The 14,648-nt window shown below is 72.4% G+C and carries 16 protein-coding genes and 1 tRNA gene; 7 read left to right on the top strand and 10 right to left on the bottom strand.

All coding sequences use genetic code 11. The features are described from left to right. Positions 1 to 19: 19 nt before the first annotated feature. Both ACIA8F_RS00790 and ACIA8F_RS00785 read left to right on the top strand, forming a co-directional pair. Positions 20 to 154 carry a DLW-39 family protein gene (locus ACIA8F_RS00790; protein WP_208809277.1) on the top strand — a complete coding sequence of 45 codons (135 nt, stop codon included), beginning with the start codon at positions 20 to 22 and terminating at the stop codon, positions 152 to 154. A 124-nt stretch (positions 155 to 278) separates the two neighbouring features. Further along, the gene (locus tag ACIA8F_RS00785; RefSeq protein WP_399376012.1) at positions 279 to 1,592 is read left to right on the top strand and encodes a hypothetical protein; all 1,314 of its coding nucleotides are present in this window, start codon (positions 279 to 281) and stop codon (positions 1,590 to 1,592) included. 55 nt (positions 1,593 to 1,647) lie between these two features. Here ACIA8F_RS00785 and ACIA8F_RS00780 read toward each other — a convergent pair whose 3' ends face one another. Continuing rightward, positions 1,648 to 2,904 carry a protein kinase gene (locus tag ACIA8F_RS00780; protein WP_399376011.1) on the bottom strand — a complete coding sequence of 419 codons (1,257 nt, stop codon included), beginning with the start codon at positions 2,902 to 2,904 and terminating at the stop codon, positions 1,648 to 1,650. 41 nt (positions 2,905 to 2,945) lie between these two features. Continuing rightward, positions 2,946 to 3,497 carry a DNA-binding protein gene (locus ACIA8F_RS00775; RefSeq protein WP_243331094.1) on the bottom strand — a complete coding sequence of 184 codons (552 nt, stop codon included), beginning with the start codon at positions 3,495 to 3,497 and terminating at the stop codon, positions 2,946 to 2,948. A 159-nt stretch (positions 3,498 to 3,656) separates the two neighbouring features. On the opposite strand from ACIA8F_RS00775, the gene ACIA8F_RS00770 reads away from it, so the two are divergent. Further along, positions 3,657 to 3,729, top strand: a tRNA-Ala gene (locus ACIA8F_RS00770). Positions 3,730 to 3,820: 91 nt separating this feature from the next. Here the strand turns inward: ACIA8F_RS00770 and ACIA8F_RS00765 are convergent. Next, positions 3,821 to 4,663, bottom strand: coding sequence for a hypothetical protein (locus ACIA8F_RS00765; RefSeq protein ID WP_399376008.1), 843 nt, complete (start codon positions 4,661 to 4,663; stop codon positions 3,821 to 3,823). A 2-nt stretch (positions 4,664 to 4,665) separates the two neighbouring features. Continuing rightward, complete coding sequence (locus ACIA8F_RS00760; RefSeq protein WP_399376007.1) at positions 4,666 to 4,791, bottom strand: hypothetical protein; 126 nt, start codon at positions 4,789 to 4,791, stop codon at positions 4,666 to 4,668. A gap of 243 nt (positions 4,792 to 5,034) precedes the next feature. On the opposite strand from ACIA8F_RS00760, the gene ACIA8F_RS00755 reads away from it, so the two are divergent. Then, on the top strand, positions 5,035 to 6,048 hold the full coding sequence (locus ACIA8F_RS00755) for a LuxR C-terminal-related transcriptional regulator (RefSeq protein WP_399376005.1): 1,014 nt from the start codon (positions 5,035 to 5,037) through the stop codon (positions 6,046 to 6,048). Here ACIA8F_RS00755 and ACIA8F_RS00750 read toward each other — a convergent pair. The 5 genes from ACIA8F_RS00750 to ACIA8F_RS00730 form a co-directional block, all read right to left on the bottom strand. After that, the gene (locus ACIA8F_RS00750) at positions 5,983 to 7,014 is read right to left on the bottom strand and encodes a DMT family transporter (RefSeq protein ID WP_399376004.1); all 1,032 of its coding nucleotides are present in this window, start codon (positions 7,012 to 7,014) and stop codon (positions 5,983 to 5,985) included. The two genes, ACIA8F_RS00755 and ACIA8F_RS00750, sit on opposite strands and share 66 nt — an antisense overlap. Positions 7,015 to 7,093: 79 nt before the next feature. Beyond that, positions 7,094 to 7,828 (bottom strand): 2OG-Fe dioxygenase family protein, encoded by a 735-nt coding sequence (locus ACIA8F_RS00745; protein ID WP_399376003.1) that lies wholly within the window; start codon positions 7,826 to 7,828, stop codon positions 7,094 to 7,096. Between the two features lie 83 nt (positions 7,829 to 7,911). Then, positions 7,912 to 9,123 carry an argininosuccinate synthase-related protein gene (locus ACIA8F_RS00740; RefSeq protein ID WP_399376001.1) on the bottom strand — a complete coding sequence of 404 codons (1,212 nt, stop codon included), beginning with the start codon at positions 9,121 to 9,123 and terminating at the stop codon, positions 7,912 to 7,914. 277 nt (positions 9,124 to 9,400) lie between these two features. Continuing rightward, positions 9,401 to 10,111, bottom strand: a complete 711-nt coding sequence (locus ACIA8F_RS00735; protein ID WP_399376000.1) for a hypothetical protein — start codon at positions 10,109 to 10,111, stop codon at positions 9,401 to 9,403. A 253-nt stretch (positions 10,112 to 10,364) separates the two neighbouring features. Beyond that, positions 10,365 to 11,882: an MFS transporter gene (locus ACIA8F_RS00730; RefSeq protein ID WP_399375999.1), complete on the bottom strand. Its 1,518-nt coding sequence runs from the start codon at positions 11,880 to 11,882 to the stop codon at positions 10,365 to 10,367. 102 nt (positions 11,883 to 11,984) lie between these two features. Here ACIA8F_RS00730 and ACIA8F_RS00725 point away from each other — a divergent pair, with 102 nt between their 5' ends. Both ACIA8F_RS00725 and ACIA8F_RS00720 read left to right on the top strand, forming a co-directional pair. After that, positions 11,985 to 12,464, top strand: a complete 480-nt coding sequence (locus ACIA8F_RS00725) for a MarR family winged helix-turn-helix transcriptional regulator (RefSeq protein ID WP_399375997.1) — start codon at positions 11,985 to 11,987, stop codon at positions 12,462 to 12,464. A gap of 113 nt (positions 12,465 to 12,577) precedes the next feature. After that, complete coding sequence (locus ACIA8F_RS00720) at positions 12,578 to 13,087, top strand: LysM peptidoglycan-binding domain-containing protein (protein WP_399375996.1); 510 nt, start codon at positions 12,578 to 12,580, stop codon at positions 13,085 to 13,087. 72 nt (positions 13,088 to 13,159) lie between these two features. Here ACIA8F_RS00720 and ACIA8F_RS00715 read toward each other — a convergent pair whose 3' ends face one another. After that, the gene (locus tag ACIA8F_RS00715; RefSeq protein ID WP_399375995.1) at positions 13,160 to 13,912 is read right to left on the bottom strand and encodes a DUF5324 family protein; all 753 of its coding nucleotides are present in this window, start codon (positions 13,910 to 13,912) and stop codon (positions 13,160 to 13,162) included. Positions 13,913 to 14,087: 175 nt separating this feature from the next. On the opposite strand from ACIA8F_RS00715, the gene ACIA8F_RS00710 reads away from it, so the two are divergent. Further along, positions 14,088 to 14,615, top strand: coding sequence for a peptidylprolyl isomerase (locus ACIA8F_RS00710; protein WP_327305724.1), 528 nt, complete (start codon positions 14,088 to 14,090; stop codon positions 14,613 to 14,615). The last annotated feature ends 33 nt before the right edge of the window (positions 14,616 to 14,648 follow it).

The raw sequence follows: 14,648 nt of genomic DNA, 5'->3' as shown, positions 1-14,648 counted from the left end.
CGAAAGACGAGGTCGCGCGGTGAAGAAGCTGCTCCTGGTCGCACTGGCCGCCATCGGCGGGCTCCTCGTGTACCGCCAGATCCAGGCGGACCGCGCAGAGCAGGACCTGTGGACGGAGGCAACCGACTCCGTGCCTTCTGGTTCCGGTGTGTGAGACCCGAGGTTGATCCCAGAGCCCCGACTGCCGCTGCGGTCGGGGCTTTGTGCTGCTCTGTGACGAATTGTTGCACTATGCAAAGAACGTGCTTGCGTTGGCAAACTCGGGGTGGGTGCGCGTGATGGGTGGGGTACGTCGGGTACGGACGGCCGCGGCGGCGCTGGCCGCCCTCGGGCTGGTCGCGGCCCTGCCGGGAGCGGCGGGCGCGGCGGGAGCGGCGGGGACCCCCCAGCCGGTGCCGTCCTACCGGGGCGCGGACGGTGCGGTGGCGGTGGCGGGGAAGCCCTCCACGGCCGGTGCACCGCAGTTGAAGGACGGATCGGTCTACAAGGACTCGATCGCCCCGGGGGAGCGGTACTACCGGCTCAACCTCGACGACCGTTCGAGCGTGTACGTCTCCGCGGTGCTCCAGCCCCCGGGCGGCGCCAAGGTGAGTTACAGCGACGGCCTGGAGGTGGACGTCCTCAGCATCGAGAACCGCTCCTGCCAGAGCGGTCCGGGGCGGGTGTCCTTCGGCTACGACCCCGTCCCCATCAGCGCCGTGGGCGGCCGGATCATGCAGGAGGACGCCGGCTGCCAGCAGGGCGGCACCTACTACGTCAAGGTCACGCGCGAGACGGCCAAGGGCGGGGACCCGGCGGCCTGGCCCCTGGAGCTGCGGGTCCAGCGCGAGCCGAAGCTCGGCGGCAGCAACGCGCCCACCACCGCCCCCAGCGTCTGGCCCTCGGCCTCCCCGACCCTGCCCGGAACCGACGCGGCCGCCCGGGCCGGCGGGACCGGCTTCAACGACGCACGGGCCCTGGGCACCGGCGTCTGGAGCGACGAGCTGCGGCCCGGGCAGACCCGGTTCTACCGGGTGCCCCTCGACTGGGGGCAGCAGCTCGGGCTCGCGGCCGAGCTGTCCGCCGGCACGATGACGAAGGACTCCGGGTACGCCTCGCCCGGGCTCTCCGTCGCCCTCTACAGCCCGTACAGGTCCCTGATCGAGACCGAGGACGCCTCCTACGACGGGAAGCAGACGGGGCTCACCCTGCCGCGGACGCCGCCGGTGGCCTACGAGAACCGCTTCGCCTCCGACCGGAAGGCCGGGGCGGTCCGGGTGGCCGGCTGGTACTACGTCGCGGTCACCATGGCCGGGAAGGTCGGGGAGTTCACCAAGGAGGCGGTGCCCGTCCCGCTGACCCTGCGCACGCAGATCATCGGGACGCCGGGCAAGGCACCGGCCTACGCGGAGGACCTCGCGGCCGGCGGCTTCGGGGTCGGCTCCGAGGACCGTACGGCGGCCAGGGAGGGCACCACGGTCGTGGAGGCCGGCGCCGCCGCCGCGAACCGGTCGGTGATGCGGGTCGTCGCGGGCGCCGGCTTCGGTACGGGCACGCTGCTGCTGCTCGTGCTGGGCGGCTGGATTCTGCTGGCCCGGCGGCGCACCGCGTAGCGCGCTGCGTCCGGGGCCGGGTCTTCTGGAGCTGCGTCTTCTAGAGCTGCGTCATCTAGAGCTGGGTCAGCGCCCAGATCCCGACGGCGAAGCACAGCGCCGCGGCGAGCAGGATCCCGGCGGTGACCTTCGCGGGCGGGGGCGCGAGAACGGTCGTACGGGCAGCGGCCGGGGGGACCGGCTGCGGCTGCTGCTGCCCGTACGGGTGGGGATGCGGATGCGGGGCCGTCGGCACCGTCCGCGCGGTCTGCGGCGCCGGGGCGGCGGCGAGCAGGGGCGGCGGGAGGTGGAAGCTGCCCGTCTCGGAGGGGCCGAACACGCCGAGGGGAGCGGCGACGGGTGCGGTGAGGGGAGCAGCGACGGGAGCGGTGACGGGTGCGGGCTGCGCGGGTACGGCCGGCGAGGCCGTCGGCGGGGTCTCGTACGCGGGTTCCTGGAGGGTCCTGGGCGTGAAACCGGGCGGCACCGGGCCCAGTTGGTCGAACACCTCGACCGGATCCGCGTCCGGGCCGGGCGGCGGCAGCAGTTCCACGGCCTCGGCGAGGGCCCTGCGCGCCCCGGTGGCCGTCTGGAACCTGCTCCGGGGGTCCGGCTGGAGCAGCGCCGCCAGGACGTCCCACAGCGGCGCGGGAACGCCCTCGGGGGCATCGGGGGTGCCGTGGGTGAAGAACTGCTCCACGAGGGCCTGGGAGTCGGGCTTGGCGCCCTGGAGGAGGTAGAGGCCGACCAGTCCGACGGCGAACAGGTCGGCGGTGAAGTCCGGCTCGGAGCCGAGGAGTTGTTCGGGCGCCAGATAGCCCGGCGTACCGACCACGAAGGCGGTCTCGGTCAGCCGGGGCTCGCCCTTGCGCATGGCGATGCCGAAGTCGGACAGCCGCAGGTGCGGCCGCCCGGTTCCAGTGGCCTCCATCAGGATGTTGGCCGGTTTGATGTCGCGGTGCACGACGCCCTCCGCATGCACCGCCGCCAGCCCCGACAGGAGCTGGTCGAGCAGCGTGCACACGAACCGGGGCGGCAGGGCCCCGTAGTCCCCGATCACATGGGCGAGGGAACCGCCGGCGACGAGGTCCATGGTGAAGAGGACCTTGTCGTCGTCCGCCGCCCAGCTGGCCGGGGCCAGTACGTGCGGGTGATCGATCCGCAGCGCCTGCTCGCGGACGAACCGCAGCAGGGTGTGGGCATCGCTCTGCAGGAGGACCTTCGCTGCGACGTACCGGCGGCGCCGGTGGTCCCAGGCACGCCATACGGCGCCGGCGCCGCCACGCCCGATCGGGTCGATCAGTTCGTACCGGCCGGCGAAGATCTCACCCATTGCTGCGCCCGTCCCCCGTCGTCAGCCGCGTGCGTCGCGTGTCAGTTCTGGTGCGCCTCGTAGTGGGCGACGGCGTCGGAGGTGCGGCCCGCTCCGTACACCCGGAGGAACTCTGCCAGTTCCGGGTGGGTGGGGGCGAGGGTGTCCGCCGCGTCGATGATGTCGCCCGCCGCGGAGACCGACCGCAGCAGCGACTGGATCTCGCGCACGACGCGCTTGACGGTGGGTGCGCCGGAACCGGTGGCGGCCTGGCTGGTGCTGTTGCTGAGGACGGAACCTCCCTGGGTCTTCTTGATCTCGTCCATGCGGTCGGTGGCCTCTCCCGCGCTGACGCTCCCGTCGGCCACCTGGCCGGCGAGGTCCTGGAGAGCCTGAACCCGCTGGACCACGGCGGGGTTTCCGATCTTGGCCCGCTGACCGCTCATCAGCTGGGACAGCATCGGAGCCGACAGCCCGAGGACGGCAGCGAGGCGGGCCTGGTTCAAACCGAGGTCATCTATGAGCCGGCGGAAGAGCGCGCCGAGCGGCTCCCCGTACCAACTCCGCTGGAGTTCCCTGGCTCTGGCGGTCGCCTCTTGCTGTACTGCGTCCACTCTTACTACTCCCCTTCGCTGGTGCGAACCTCGCGAGCATCTTACGGAGCGTGGTCGCGGGGCGGGAGTCCCTATCATTTTGCGGGATGAGGGGGTACACCCGGTACTCTGTCCTACGGAACGGTCACTCCCGCCCGGAGGACGGCCGTGCCCGCATTCGGGGCCTTAGCTCAGTTGGTAGAGCGCTGCCTTTGCAAGGCAGATGTCAGGAGTTCGAATCTCCTAGGCTCCACAGCCACAAAACCCTGCCTGACCAGCGGAAACGCTGATCAGGCAGGGTTTTTTTGTGCAGTTTTTACGAGGGTGGGCGGGGCCGGCCGGGGTCAGCGGGGGCCGGGACGGCGGCACAGTTCGTGGAGCCGCGAGATGCGCCAGCCCTCGCCGAGGGGTGCGCCCCGCGGGGTCAGCAGGACGCCCGAATTCGCCCGTACCGCTTCGGTCAGTGCCGGGCCGCGCAGTTCGGGGGAGGCGGCAAGGGTCCGGGCGAGCGCCGAGACCGCGCTGTCGGCCCGGCCCGCCGCGCACGAGTGCGCGTGCACGGCCCAGACTTCGAGCCCCGCCGCGTACGGGCCGAGCGAGCCGAAGGTGCCGAGCCCGCAGTCGGCGGGGATCAGCACCGGACCCCTGGGCGCCACCGCGCGGGCGAGGCGCAGGCAGAGCTCCTGGGGGGCCAGTACGGCGAGGACGTCCTGCGCGGCGGCGCCCGCGGCCGGGGCTGCGGCCAGGCCGGCCGCGGCGGCTTCCGCGCGGATCCGGCGGGCCAGGTCCGCCCACTGCGCGCTGCCGTCGTGCAGGGTCGAGAGAGAGGCCGCCCCCAGTGCGGCCGCTCCCTCGACGATCAGGCGCGGCAGCGAGCCTTCGTCGGGGGCCCAGCTGAGCGCGGTGGCCCCGGGCGGCAGGAAGGGCAGCAGGCAGGTCAGCCCAGCCGCCCCGTAAGCCGCTGCCGCGGCCGTGCCGCGGGCCGGGTCGCTGTGGCCGACCACCGCCGCGTAGTCCCCTGCCACGACCTCGTCCACGACCCCCGCGGTCTCGTCGTGCACGCGCCAGTCGGCCGCCGCGGGGTGCTCGGCCTTCGCCCGTTCGATCCCTCCGAGCAGCGCCGCCCCCCAGGCGGCCCGGGGGCCGGTCAGCGGGGCGACGACCGCGACTTCCGGTCGCCTCGTCATGGTCAGCCCCAGATGAAGGAGTCGGTCGAGGCGGCCGCCGGCTGCTGCGCGGCGAGGGCCGCGGGGGCTCCGCCGAGGACGAAGGCGGCGGCGATCACGGCGAGCAGAGCGGTGCGGACACGAGACATGGAGAACCCCCGGAAGACGTGTGATGTGGTGTGGAACCAGCATGCTGCGGGGCCTTCGACGGTGGCTACGGATGCGAAGTTCCGGGACCGGCCATGGCCAGGGGCGGACACGGCGGGCGCACCGGCAGCCGCTCCGACCTCCATGAATGTCCGTATGGCGGACCTCGCTGGCCGTAGTGCGGACCCCTTCCTAGGATCGCGGGTGCGAAGCGCGGGGGACGGTTCGCAAGCCGAGGGGGCGGTGTGGACGACGTACGGGCCAAGGCTCAGGAGCTGTACCGGATCGCACTGGACGACGCGTCCTGGCGGCCGGAGCTCGTCACCGTCGAACGGGGCTGGACGGACCCGGAGTTCGCGGATTCGCTGCGCCTGCTCAACCGGCTCGGACTGTTCGTCCCCTCGCCCGAGACGCTCAACGGCTGGACGGCGCTGGCCCCGGACACGGCGCTGCGCAACCTGCTGCTGGAAGAGGAGCGGCACACCGGGGCCCTGCTCTCGGCGGTGCAGCAGACCCGGGCCGCGCTCGCCCAGGTCGTCACGGACTTCCAGCCGGTGCACGCCCGGGAACTGTCCTCCGTACAGATGGAAGTGGTCACCGGCGCCGCCAACGTCTCGGCGGCCCTGGAGGACGCCTCGCAGCGGGTCGAGCGCGAGGTGCTCTCCCTGCACCCGGGGCGGGCACTGCCCGCGGAGATGATCGAAGCGGGCCTGGAGCGGGACCGGCTGGCGCTCGGCCGCGGGGTGCAGATCCGCACCATCCACCTCGGTTCGGCGGCGGCCGTGCCGCACATGAGCACCTACCTGCGCAGGCTGAACGCCGCCGGGGCCCAGGTGCGCACCTCGCACACCCTGCCGCTGCGGCTGATCGTGGTGGACCGTTCCCTGGCCATCGTCCCCGCCCCCGAACCGGTGGACGGGGACATCGCCGCCGTCGTCCTGCGCGGAGCGACGCTGGTCGGTGTCCTCCGCGGGATCTTCGAGCACTGCTGGGAGGCCGCCGCCGTGCTGAGCGAGGCGAGCACGGCGGCGGACGCGGCGCTCCCGGAGGGCACGGGCGGCTGGCAGCCCACCGGCCGCCACCGCGAGCTGCTGCGGATGCTGGAGGGCGGACTGACGGACGAGACGATGGCCCGCAAGCTCGGGGTCTCCGAGCGCACGGTCCGCCGTCTCGTCTCCGAGCTGACCGAACGGCTAGGCGCGGCCAGCCGGTTCCAGGCCGGTGTCTGCGCGGTCCGGCTCGGCTGGCTCGACGACTGAGGCGGCGGCCTGCCCGGCCGCGGTGCCCGTTACCGTGCCCGGGTCCGGGTCCGGGGCGGCCGGGCCGGCAGCCGCCGTACGGCCCCAGGCGGTGCCCGCGAGGACCAGCAGTGCGCCCGCCAGGCCGGGCAGCCCGGGCCGGTCCCCGGCCAGGACGATGCCGAACACGGCGGCCCACACGGGCTCGGTGCCCAGCAGGAGGCTCACCCGCGAGGGCGAGGTCCGGCGGACGGCCCACATCTGGGTGAAGAAGGCGAACAGCGTGCAGAACACGGACAGGTAGACCAGCCAGAGCCAGTCGGAGACGTCGAAGGCGGCGGCGGCCGCCCACGGGGCGGCGCCGGTGCCCGGCGCGCAGGACAGCAGGGCGAAAACCGCGACCGCGCCGCCGAGTTGGAGCGTGGTCAGCGACATCGAGTCCGCGCCCCGCACCGACTTCATCCGCGACATCGCGAGGACGTGGACGGTACGGGCCAGGGCGGCTCCCAGCATCAGCAGGTCGCCGAGGGAGGGCGCGGTGAAGCCGGCCCCCTGGGTGAGCAGCAGCACGCCCGTCACCGAGAGCCCGGCCGCGGCCATGAACGGGCGCGGCAGCGCGGTCCCGCGGATCCGGCTCTCCGCGATCGGGGTGAAGATCATCGTCAGGCTGATGATGAGTCCGGCGTTGGTCGCCGAGGTGTGCACCACCCCGTAGGTCTCCAGCAGGAAGATCCCGGCGAGGATCACCCCGAGGACGCCCGCGCCGCGCACCTGCGCCGGGCGCAGGGCGCGGAGCCTGCGCCACCCGGCGACGACGAGCACGGGCAGGGCCACCGCGAACCGCAGCACCAGCACCGCCAGCACGGTCTGGGTGGTGGTGACGCCCTTGGCGGCCAGGTAGCTCGATCCCCACACCACGGCGACCAGCAGGACGGGCAGATCGGTCAGCCAGGCGCGGCGGGCCGCGCGGGTGGGGGTGGCGGTCATCGGTACGACTCCTACGGGTGTGGGGGAGGGGCGGATCGCGGGCTGGCCGGACCGGCCGGACGGGCCGCGGTGCTCGGGCTCAGCGGGCGGTGTAGGCGATCACCAGGACGTCGCGGTGGGCCGCGGCCTGCGGGTCGACGGGCCGCAGCCCGGTCACCGAGTGCAGGGTCCGGCGGTCGTCGCCGAGCAGGAGGTCCCCGGGCTCGGTCAGCGTGGTGGTGAGCAGGTGCTCGCCGGCATCGGTGTAGACCCCGCTCTCGCCGCCGGTGACGTTGGTCCGGCCGATCATCAGCGAGGTGATGAAGGTGACCCCGTCACGGTGGCGGCCCTCGGGGGCCGGCTGCCCCTCCTGGTCGGTGGAGGCGATGATCCGGTACGGGTGGAGCTTGATGTTCCAGGTCTTCGTGCCGTCGACCGCCGTGAAGATCTGTCCCAGTTCGACCAGGACCGAGCGCAGGAGCTGGTCGCCCACGAACGCGCCGGTCAGCGGGTCGAAGGCGCGCTCCACACCGCCGTTGAGGGGGTTGACGTCCGTTTCCTGGCGGTAGGGCTCGTGGGGGAGCAGGCTCAGCTCGCCTGAGTCCGCGTCGAGTTCGAACTGGCCGTAGCGGCGGAAGCGGTACGTACCGCCGTCGGCCATGTGCGTGTCGAGCGTCAGCTCGTCCCAGTGGGCGGCGAACCGGGCCCAGTCGGAGCCGTCCGCGTCGACGAGGTCGGAGAGGGCCCGCGAGGGCATCAGGTGCCCGCCGGATCCGGCGAGGGCGGCGGTGGCGTCGAGGGCGACGGGATGCGTGGTGGAAGCGGCGGTGGTCATGGAAGTGCTCCGTGGGAACGAGGAAGAAGAGGGAGAACGGGAAGAACAGGCGGTACGGGAAAGCCCCGTACGGGAGATGGGGCTCAGACGGCCGTGAGCAGGGAGCCGGCGCGGGCGAACGGCGCGGACTCGGCTTCGATCGCCCGCTCCTCCCAGGCCTCGCGGTCCCGCAGGTACAGCGGCTTGACGGCGTTGATGGCCCTGGTGTCGGCCCCGCCGGTCCGCAGCCGCCAGGTCACCGAGCCGGTGGTGCGGGCGGCGCAGGTGTCCATGAAGGCCTGGACGGTGAGCCGCAGGTCGCCGAACCAGCGGCCCTCCAGCGCCTCGCGCACCCAGACCTGCTCCAGGTGGCGCTTCTCCCGGATGAGTTCGGCGTCCAGGCAGGCGCTCTCGACATGGCGGTAGCTGCTCAGCAGCAGGTAGGCGCCGGGCATCTCGCGGATCTCCAGCACCTTTTCGCCGTGGTCGAGGTGCTCCAGGCCGGAGTAGCGGCCGAGACCGTAGGCGCCCACCCGGTGGTTGAGCTGGTCGATCAGGTCGGTGAGCGGCATCGGCACCCCGTCGACGGCGACCGGGAGTCCGCGCTCGATGGTGACGGTCAGGGTCTCGCAGTCGCCGGGCAGCGCGGTGGGCCGGCTCCAGGTGTACATGTCCTCCGGGACCGCGTGGCGTTCCGGGTCGTCGAGGATCCCGGACTCGAACTCGCGGCACCACAGGTTGGAGTCACCGCTGACGATCCGGCCGGCGAGCAGGTCGATCCCCGCGGACCGCAGCTCGACGAGCTTCTCCTCCCGGGTGACCGGGTCGAGGTCGTACGGGCTGCCGAAGCTGCCCTCCCAGCCGAGCAGGGTCAGCGCGCCGTTGAGCCGGCGCAGGGTGTTCTGCGAGCGGTTCGCGGTGTGCAGGACGGTCTGGGCGCCGAGGGCGCGTGCCAGGTCGACCGCGCTGCGGGCGATGAGCGGGCGGCTCAGGGTGGAGCTGACCGGGTGGATGCCGAGGTAGACGGCCTGGGCGGCGATCGCGGGGGCGACGTACTGGCCGGCGAACTCCTCGCGCCGGTCGAGGATGTGGATGGTCGCGCCGAGCGCCTGCGCCACCTGTCGCTTGTACTGGCTCGACTCGTCCTCGCCGATGTCGACGCTGACGGCGTGCACGTCGCGGACGCCCATGCGGCGCAGCCGCAGCAGCAGGTACGAGCTGTCGAGGCCGCCGCTGAACAGGGTGACGACGGGACGGTCCGGGTCCAGGGTGTCGAGCTGCGAGAAGGAACGTATGAGCGGGGACGGGGACTGCATGGTCTCTCCAACCTTGGCGCGGTTCACAAGAGAGGAGATTTCCCTGCGGCGGACTTCCGGACAATGGATTCCGGCCTTCCGCGCCCGGCCATGACCGGTCCCGGACGTGTCCCGGGCCGGGTTCCGGCGCCATGGGAAGAGCCCCCTCGGGCCCGCGCGAACGCGGTGTCGAGGGGGCTCTCGGGGTCTCAGAGCTCGGGTCAGGGGTCTGAGGGCCGGGGGTGTGCGGGCCCGGGGGTGTGCGGGCCGGTCGTTCCACGGCGGTCCCGGTGCGGGATCAGGCGCGGGCGCGGGTCTTGCGGGCGCGGAGCATCAGGGCGGTGCCGAGGCCGGCGAGGAGCGCGACGAGTCCGGCGGCGACGGCCGCGGTGGTGTTGTCGTCCCGGGTGGTGAGCTCGGCGCCGGCGGCGACGGAGCCCTGGGGGACGACGACGGTCTGCGGCTTGGCGTCGGTGGCGGGGGTTGCGGCCGGCTTGGCGGCGGTGGCCGCGGCGGGCTTGGCCGAAGGCTTGGCGACGGGCTTGGCGGCCGGCTTGGTGCTCGGCTTGGTGGAGGGCTTGGCGGCCCGCTCGGCCTTCGGCATCAGCTGGAAGGTCGAGGCACCCTCGCCGAGCACGCGGATGTCGAAGCCTTCGCCGTTGTTCGTGAGCTTGTACTGGACGCCGTCGAGCACCGCGAGGGGGTGGGTGAGGTCGAGCATCGCCAGCACGCGGCCGGCCCAGCCGTGGCCGGGGAGGCCGGCGCGGATCCAGACCTCGGGGCCCTCGGACTTGTTGCGCAGCACCGCGATCTTGCCCTTGCCCAGGTCGACGATCTCGCCGTCGTAGCGGTCGTTGCCGGAGGGGTCCGCCGACGCCGCGGCGACCGCCGACACCGCCGACACCGAGCTCGCGGCCTGGGCGGGCGCGGCGATCGCCGTCGCCGCGGGGGCCAGGAGGGCTCCGGCGAGGGCGGCGGTGACGATCGAGGTGCGGAGGGCGGTACGCATAACGACTCCTTGGAACAAGGTCGGGAAAGGGGGCGGAGAGTCGCATGCCGCGGTGTCTCTGTCGGGGTTTCGTCCGGTCAGGTCTGCGGGGCTGCTGATGAGAAATCTACGGATCTTGATCGGCCGGAACGTGGGATTCCTGTCCTGGGTGAGTAACAGCGAACAGGCCGGAAACACCGCGGCCGGGCCGCTCCTGTGCGGAGCGGCCCACGGTCGTCCCTGCCGATGTTTCACGTGAAACATCGGCAGGGTTTCACCGGCGCCGGCCGGTCCGCAGCACGGTCGCCGCCACCACGAGCGCCGTGAGCATCAGCCCGGCGCCGATCCCGAAGGCCAGGTGGTAGCCGGAGGTCAGGGCCGCCGCCCGGTCGAGGCCCGTGCCGAGCAGGGAGTCGGTGCGGGCGGCCGCCAGGGTGGACAGGACGGCGACGCCGAGGGCCATGCCGATCTGCTGGGTGGTGTTGAACAGGCCCGAGGCGAGGCCCGCGTCCTGCTCGTCGGCGCCGGACATCCCGAGCGCGGTGAGGGCGGGCAGGGCCAGGCCGAAGCCGGCGGCGAGCAGCATCACGGGGAGCAGGTCGGTGACGTAGTCGGCGCGGACCGGGAGCCGGGTCAGCAGGCCCAGGGCGGCGACGAGCAGTCCGAGTCCGGCGAGCAGGACGGCCCGCTCGCCGAAGCGGGCGTTGAGCGGGGCCGAGGCGAAGAGGGAGACCCCGCCGATGACCACGGCCGCCGGGAGCATCGCCAGGCCGGTCTCGGCGGCTCCGTAGCCGAGCACGTTCTGCAGGTACAGAGCGACCAGGACCTGGAAGGAGAACAGGGCGGCCACCATCAGCATCTGGACCAGGTTCGCCCCGACCACGGTCCGCGAGCGGAAGATGCGCAGCGGTACGAGCGGGGTGCGGGTGCGGGCCTGGCGGGCGGTGAAGGCGGCGAGCAGGGCGATCGAGAGCGTGCCCAGGCCGAGGGTGTGCACGGAGACCCAGCCGTAGCGCTCCACCTCGACGACGGTGAAGATGCCGAGCATCAGGCCCGCGGTGACCAGGAGGGCGCCGATGACGTCGGCCCCGGCGCGCAGGCCCGGCCGGGCATGGGCGCTGTCCGCGGGGAGGGCGGGCAGGGCCAGGGCGAGGGCGGCCAGTCCTATGGGCAGGTTGATGAAGAAGATCCAGTGCCAGTCGAGGGCGTCGGTCAGGACCCCGCCGAGCACCTGGCCCAGGGAGGCTCCGGCCGCTCCGGTGAAGGAGAAGACGGCGATGGCCTTGGCCCGCTCGCGCGGTTCGGTGAACAGAGTGACCAGGATGCCCAGGCTGACGGCGGCGGCGACGGCACTGCCGAGGCCCTGCAGGAACCGGGCGGCGATCAGCACCTCGGGCGAGCCGGCGAAGCCGGCGAGCAGGGAGGCTCCGGTGAAGATGCCGGTCCCGGCCAGGAACATCCGCTTGCGGCCGATGAGGTCGCCGAGCCGGCCGGCGAGCAGCAGCAGGCTGCCGAAGGCGATCAGGTAGGCGTTGACGACCCAGCTGAGGCCGGCGGGGCTGAAGCCCAGGTCCTTCTGGATGGCCGGCATCGCGACGGTGACGATGCTGCCGTCGAGGACGGTCATCAGGACCCCGGTGGACAGCACCCCGAGGGCCGTCCAGCGGGAGCGCAGCCCGCGCGGTGCAGCCGGGGCGTCCGGGGCATCCGGGGCATCCGGGGCATCCGGGGCGGAGGAAGCGGGATCCGGAGCCGGAACGGGAGGAGCGGAGGGAGCGGAGGTGGCAGGCATCTGTGTCCCCAGTCGGTGAGCGGCGGGCTGACTTGGTAAGACCGTATCAGATAGTTCTGTTGCAGACGATCTATTGAGGACTCAATTGCTAGACTGGCGGACATGACAGCCATGGCACCCGCACAGAACGAGCCGGACCTCTCCTACCTCCTCGACCACAGCAGCCACGTCCTGCGCACGCGGATGGCAGCGGCCCTCGACCGGATCGGGCTCACCGCACGGATGCACTGCGTCCTCGTGCACGCGATCGGCGAGGAGCGGACGCAGATCCAGCTCGCCGAGATCGGGGGCATGGACAAGACGACGATGGTCGTCACCGTCGACGCCCTGGAGAAGGCCGGACTGGCCGAGCGCAAGCAGTCCGGTACGGACCGCCGGGCCCGCGTCATCGTGGTCACCGAGAAGGGCGCGGCCCTGGCGAAGGAGAGCAGCCGCATCGTGGACCAGGTCCACGCCGAGGCCCTCTCCTCCCTCGCGGACGCGGACCGCGAGGCCGTGCTGCGCGTACTGAACCTGCTGGTCAAGGGCGATCTGGAGACCCCGTCGGAGAGCCCGAGGCCGGCCCGCAGGGCCCGCCAGTAACAGCGGGGCATCCCCCGGATGGCCCTGTCACAGGGCCGTCCGGCGCCTTCTGGCAGACAGTGGGACAAGGCACTCAGCCCAGGGGGGAACCACCATGCCGGAGGCGTACGCACATGGGACTGTTCGACTTCATGAGGTCCGACAAGAAGAAGGAACAAGCCGAGAAGGCCGCCGAAAAGGCGGCTGAGCAGGTGCAACAGCAGACCGCGGCCGCCCCGGCGCCGCCGTCCGCGATGCCCGCCGACACGGGCACCAAGTACACCGACTCGGCAGCGGCGACCAAGGCCGCCGCCGAACGCATGGCGGCCGCGGCGCCGCCCAAGGCCGCACCGATGCCGCCCAAGGCGGCACCCGCGCCGCCGGCCGCCGCGAAGCCCGCCGCGCACACGCCCACGCCGGCCTCCGCCGCGCACAAGGCGGTGCCCGCCGCTCCGATGCCGAAGCCCGCGCCCAAGCCGCAGCGCACGTACACCGTCCGCTCGGGCGACTCGCTCTCCGCGATCGCCCGCCGCGAGCTCGGCAACGAGGGCCGCTGGCGCGAGCTCTACGCCATGAACAAGGGCGTCATCGGCTCGAACCCCGACATGATCCACCCGGGAATGAAGCTCACCCTCCCCAACTAGCGGGGACCGCCGACAAAGGAGTGGGGCCCGGATCCTGGAAAGGATCCGGGCCCCACTCCCGTGCGCTGTTCCTCAGCGGTGCTTGCGCTTGGCGTCCTCGGCGTCGATCCGCTCCTGAGCGGCCTCCGCCTGCGCCTCCAGGCTGGACGCCTGCTCCTTCGCGTCGGCCTCCTTCGCCGCCAGCTCCTCGTCGAAGGGGGCCGGAGCCTCCTCCTCCCTGGCCGACAGCTCGGTCGCGGCCGGCGGCTCGACGAGCCAGTCCGGGTTCGACTGCTGGTCCCACCACTTCCACGCGGCGAAGGCGCCGCCGGCCAGTACGCCGGCGATCGCCACGCCCTTGAAGAGGCGACCGCAGCGCGCACGCCGCTCGTGGCGCCGTACGAGCTTCTGGACCTCCTTGGCCGATACCTGGCCGCGCAGCGCCGCCAGCGCCGCCGTCGACCGGGATGCGGCCTCCTCGGCCACCGGCTGGGCCGCCGCGAAGGCGCTCTCCAGCCGCGGCTGCGTGTAGTCCACCGCGCTCCGGGCTGCCAGTCGGGTCTGCTTCACGGCATTGGACGCCGCCCGGTCGACGTTCGGCGGCACATGGGCGCGCGCCGACTTGATCCGGGGATGTACGTGGCAGTCGTACGTCTGGCGGGCTTGTTTGGCAGCCTCGCCGGCCGCGTACGACACCTTCGGCGCGATCCGGTCATTTGCTTCGTTGGCGTAATGCACCGCAGCGTGCTTGGCGGATTCCGCGTACGGCGCCACCACTTCCGCTGCGTGCCGCGCCGTATCCCTGGCACTTGATGCTGCCAGACGCACGCTTTCCTTGCGGGTCACGGGATCCTCCTCCTCGGTGGCGGACACAGTTCACCTTTCCACCCTTTGTCGGATCATGCCTGCCATAGTGCCGACCGGCATGCGCGACAGGGCATACGGGTGGACGATTTCCGTCCGGTGCAGCCCTCCGTGGGAGGATCTGAAACCGACAGTGATGACTATGGAAGGCAGATCCGTGGCCGAGAAGCTCTACGCCACCCTGAAGACCAACCACGGGGACATCGAGATCGAGCTCCTGCCGAACTTCGCCCCGAAGACCGTACGCAACTTCGTCGAACTCGCCACCGGTGAGCGCGAGTGGACGCGGCCCACGGACGGCCAGAAGACCACGGACCCGCTCTACGACGGCACCGTCTTCCACCGCGTCATCAGCGGGTTCATGATCCAGGGCGGTGACCCCCTGGGCAACGGCACCGGCGGCCCCGGCTACCAGTTCGCCGACGAGTTCCACCCCGACCTGGCCTTCACCAAGCCCTACCTGCTCGCGATGGCCAACGCCGGCCCGGGCACCAACGGCTCGCAGTTCTTCATCACCGTCGCCCCCACGGCCTGGCTGACGCGCAAGCACACCATCTTCGGCGAGATCGGCGACAAGGCCAGCCAGAAGATCGTCGACGCCATCGCCGCAGGTCCCACCAACCCGCGCACCGAGCGCCCCCTCGACGACGTGATCATCCAGTCGGTCGTCATCGAGAAGCGCTGACCGCCGGGGAACCTTTCGGCCCCGCCCGTCCGT

It is taken from the genome of Streptomyces sp. NPDC051563, from assembly GCF_044454225.1.
Lineage (GTDB): Bacteria > Actinomycetota > Actinomycetes > Streptomycetales > Streptomycetaceae > Streptomyces.
This window is presented reverse-complemented; position numbering and strand designations above follow the sequence as displayed.

Coding starts and splice junctions, on each gene's coding strand:
- ACIA8F_RS00785 (WP_399376012.1), top strand. CDS start 279: ATGGGTGGGGTACGTCGGGTACGGACGGCCGCGGCGGCGCTGGCCGCC.
- ACIA8F_RS00780 (WP_399376011.1), bottom strand. CDS start 2,904: ATGGGTGAGATCTTCGCCGGCCGGTACGAACTGATCGACCCGATCGGG.
- ACIA8F_RS00765 (WP_399376008.1), bottom strand. CDS start 4,663: ATGACGAGGCGACCGGAAGTCGCGGTCGTCGCCCCGCTGACCGGCCCC.
- ACIA8F_RS00760 (WP_399376007.1), bottom strand. CDS start 4,791: ATGTCTCGTGTCCGCACCGCTCTGCTCGCCGTGATCGCCGCCGCCTTC.
- ACIA8F_RS00750 (WP_399376004.1), bottom strand. CDS start 7,014: ATGACCGCCACCCCCACCCGCGCGGCCCGCCGCGCCTGGCTGACCGAT.
- ACIA8F_RS00745 (WP_399376003.1), bottom strand. CDS start 7,828: ATGACCACCGCCGCTTCCACCACGCATCCCGTCGCCCTCGACGCCACC.
- ACIA8F_RS00740 (WP_399376001.1), bottom strand. CDS start 9,123: ATGCAGTCCCCGTCCCCGCTCATACGTTCCTTCTCGCAGCTCGACACC.
- ACIA8F_RS00735 (WP_399376000.1), bottom strand. CDS start 10,111: ATGCGTACCGCCCTCCGCACCTCGATCGTCACCGCCGCCCTCGCCGGA.
- ACIA8F_RS00730 (WP_399375999.1), bottom strand. CDS start 11,882: ATGCCTGCCACCTCCGCTCCCTCCGCTCCTCCCGTTCCGGCTCCGGAT.
- ACIA8F_RS00725 (WP_399375997.1), top strand. CDS start 11,985: ATGACAGCCATGGCACCCGCACAGAACGAGCCGGACCTCTCCTACCTC.
- ACIA8F_RS00720 (WP_399375996.1), top strand. CDS start 12,578: ATGGGACTGTTCGACTTCATGAGGTCCGACAAGAAGAAGGAACAAGCC.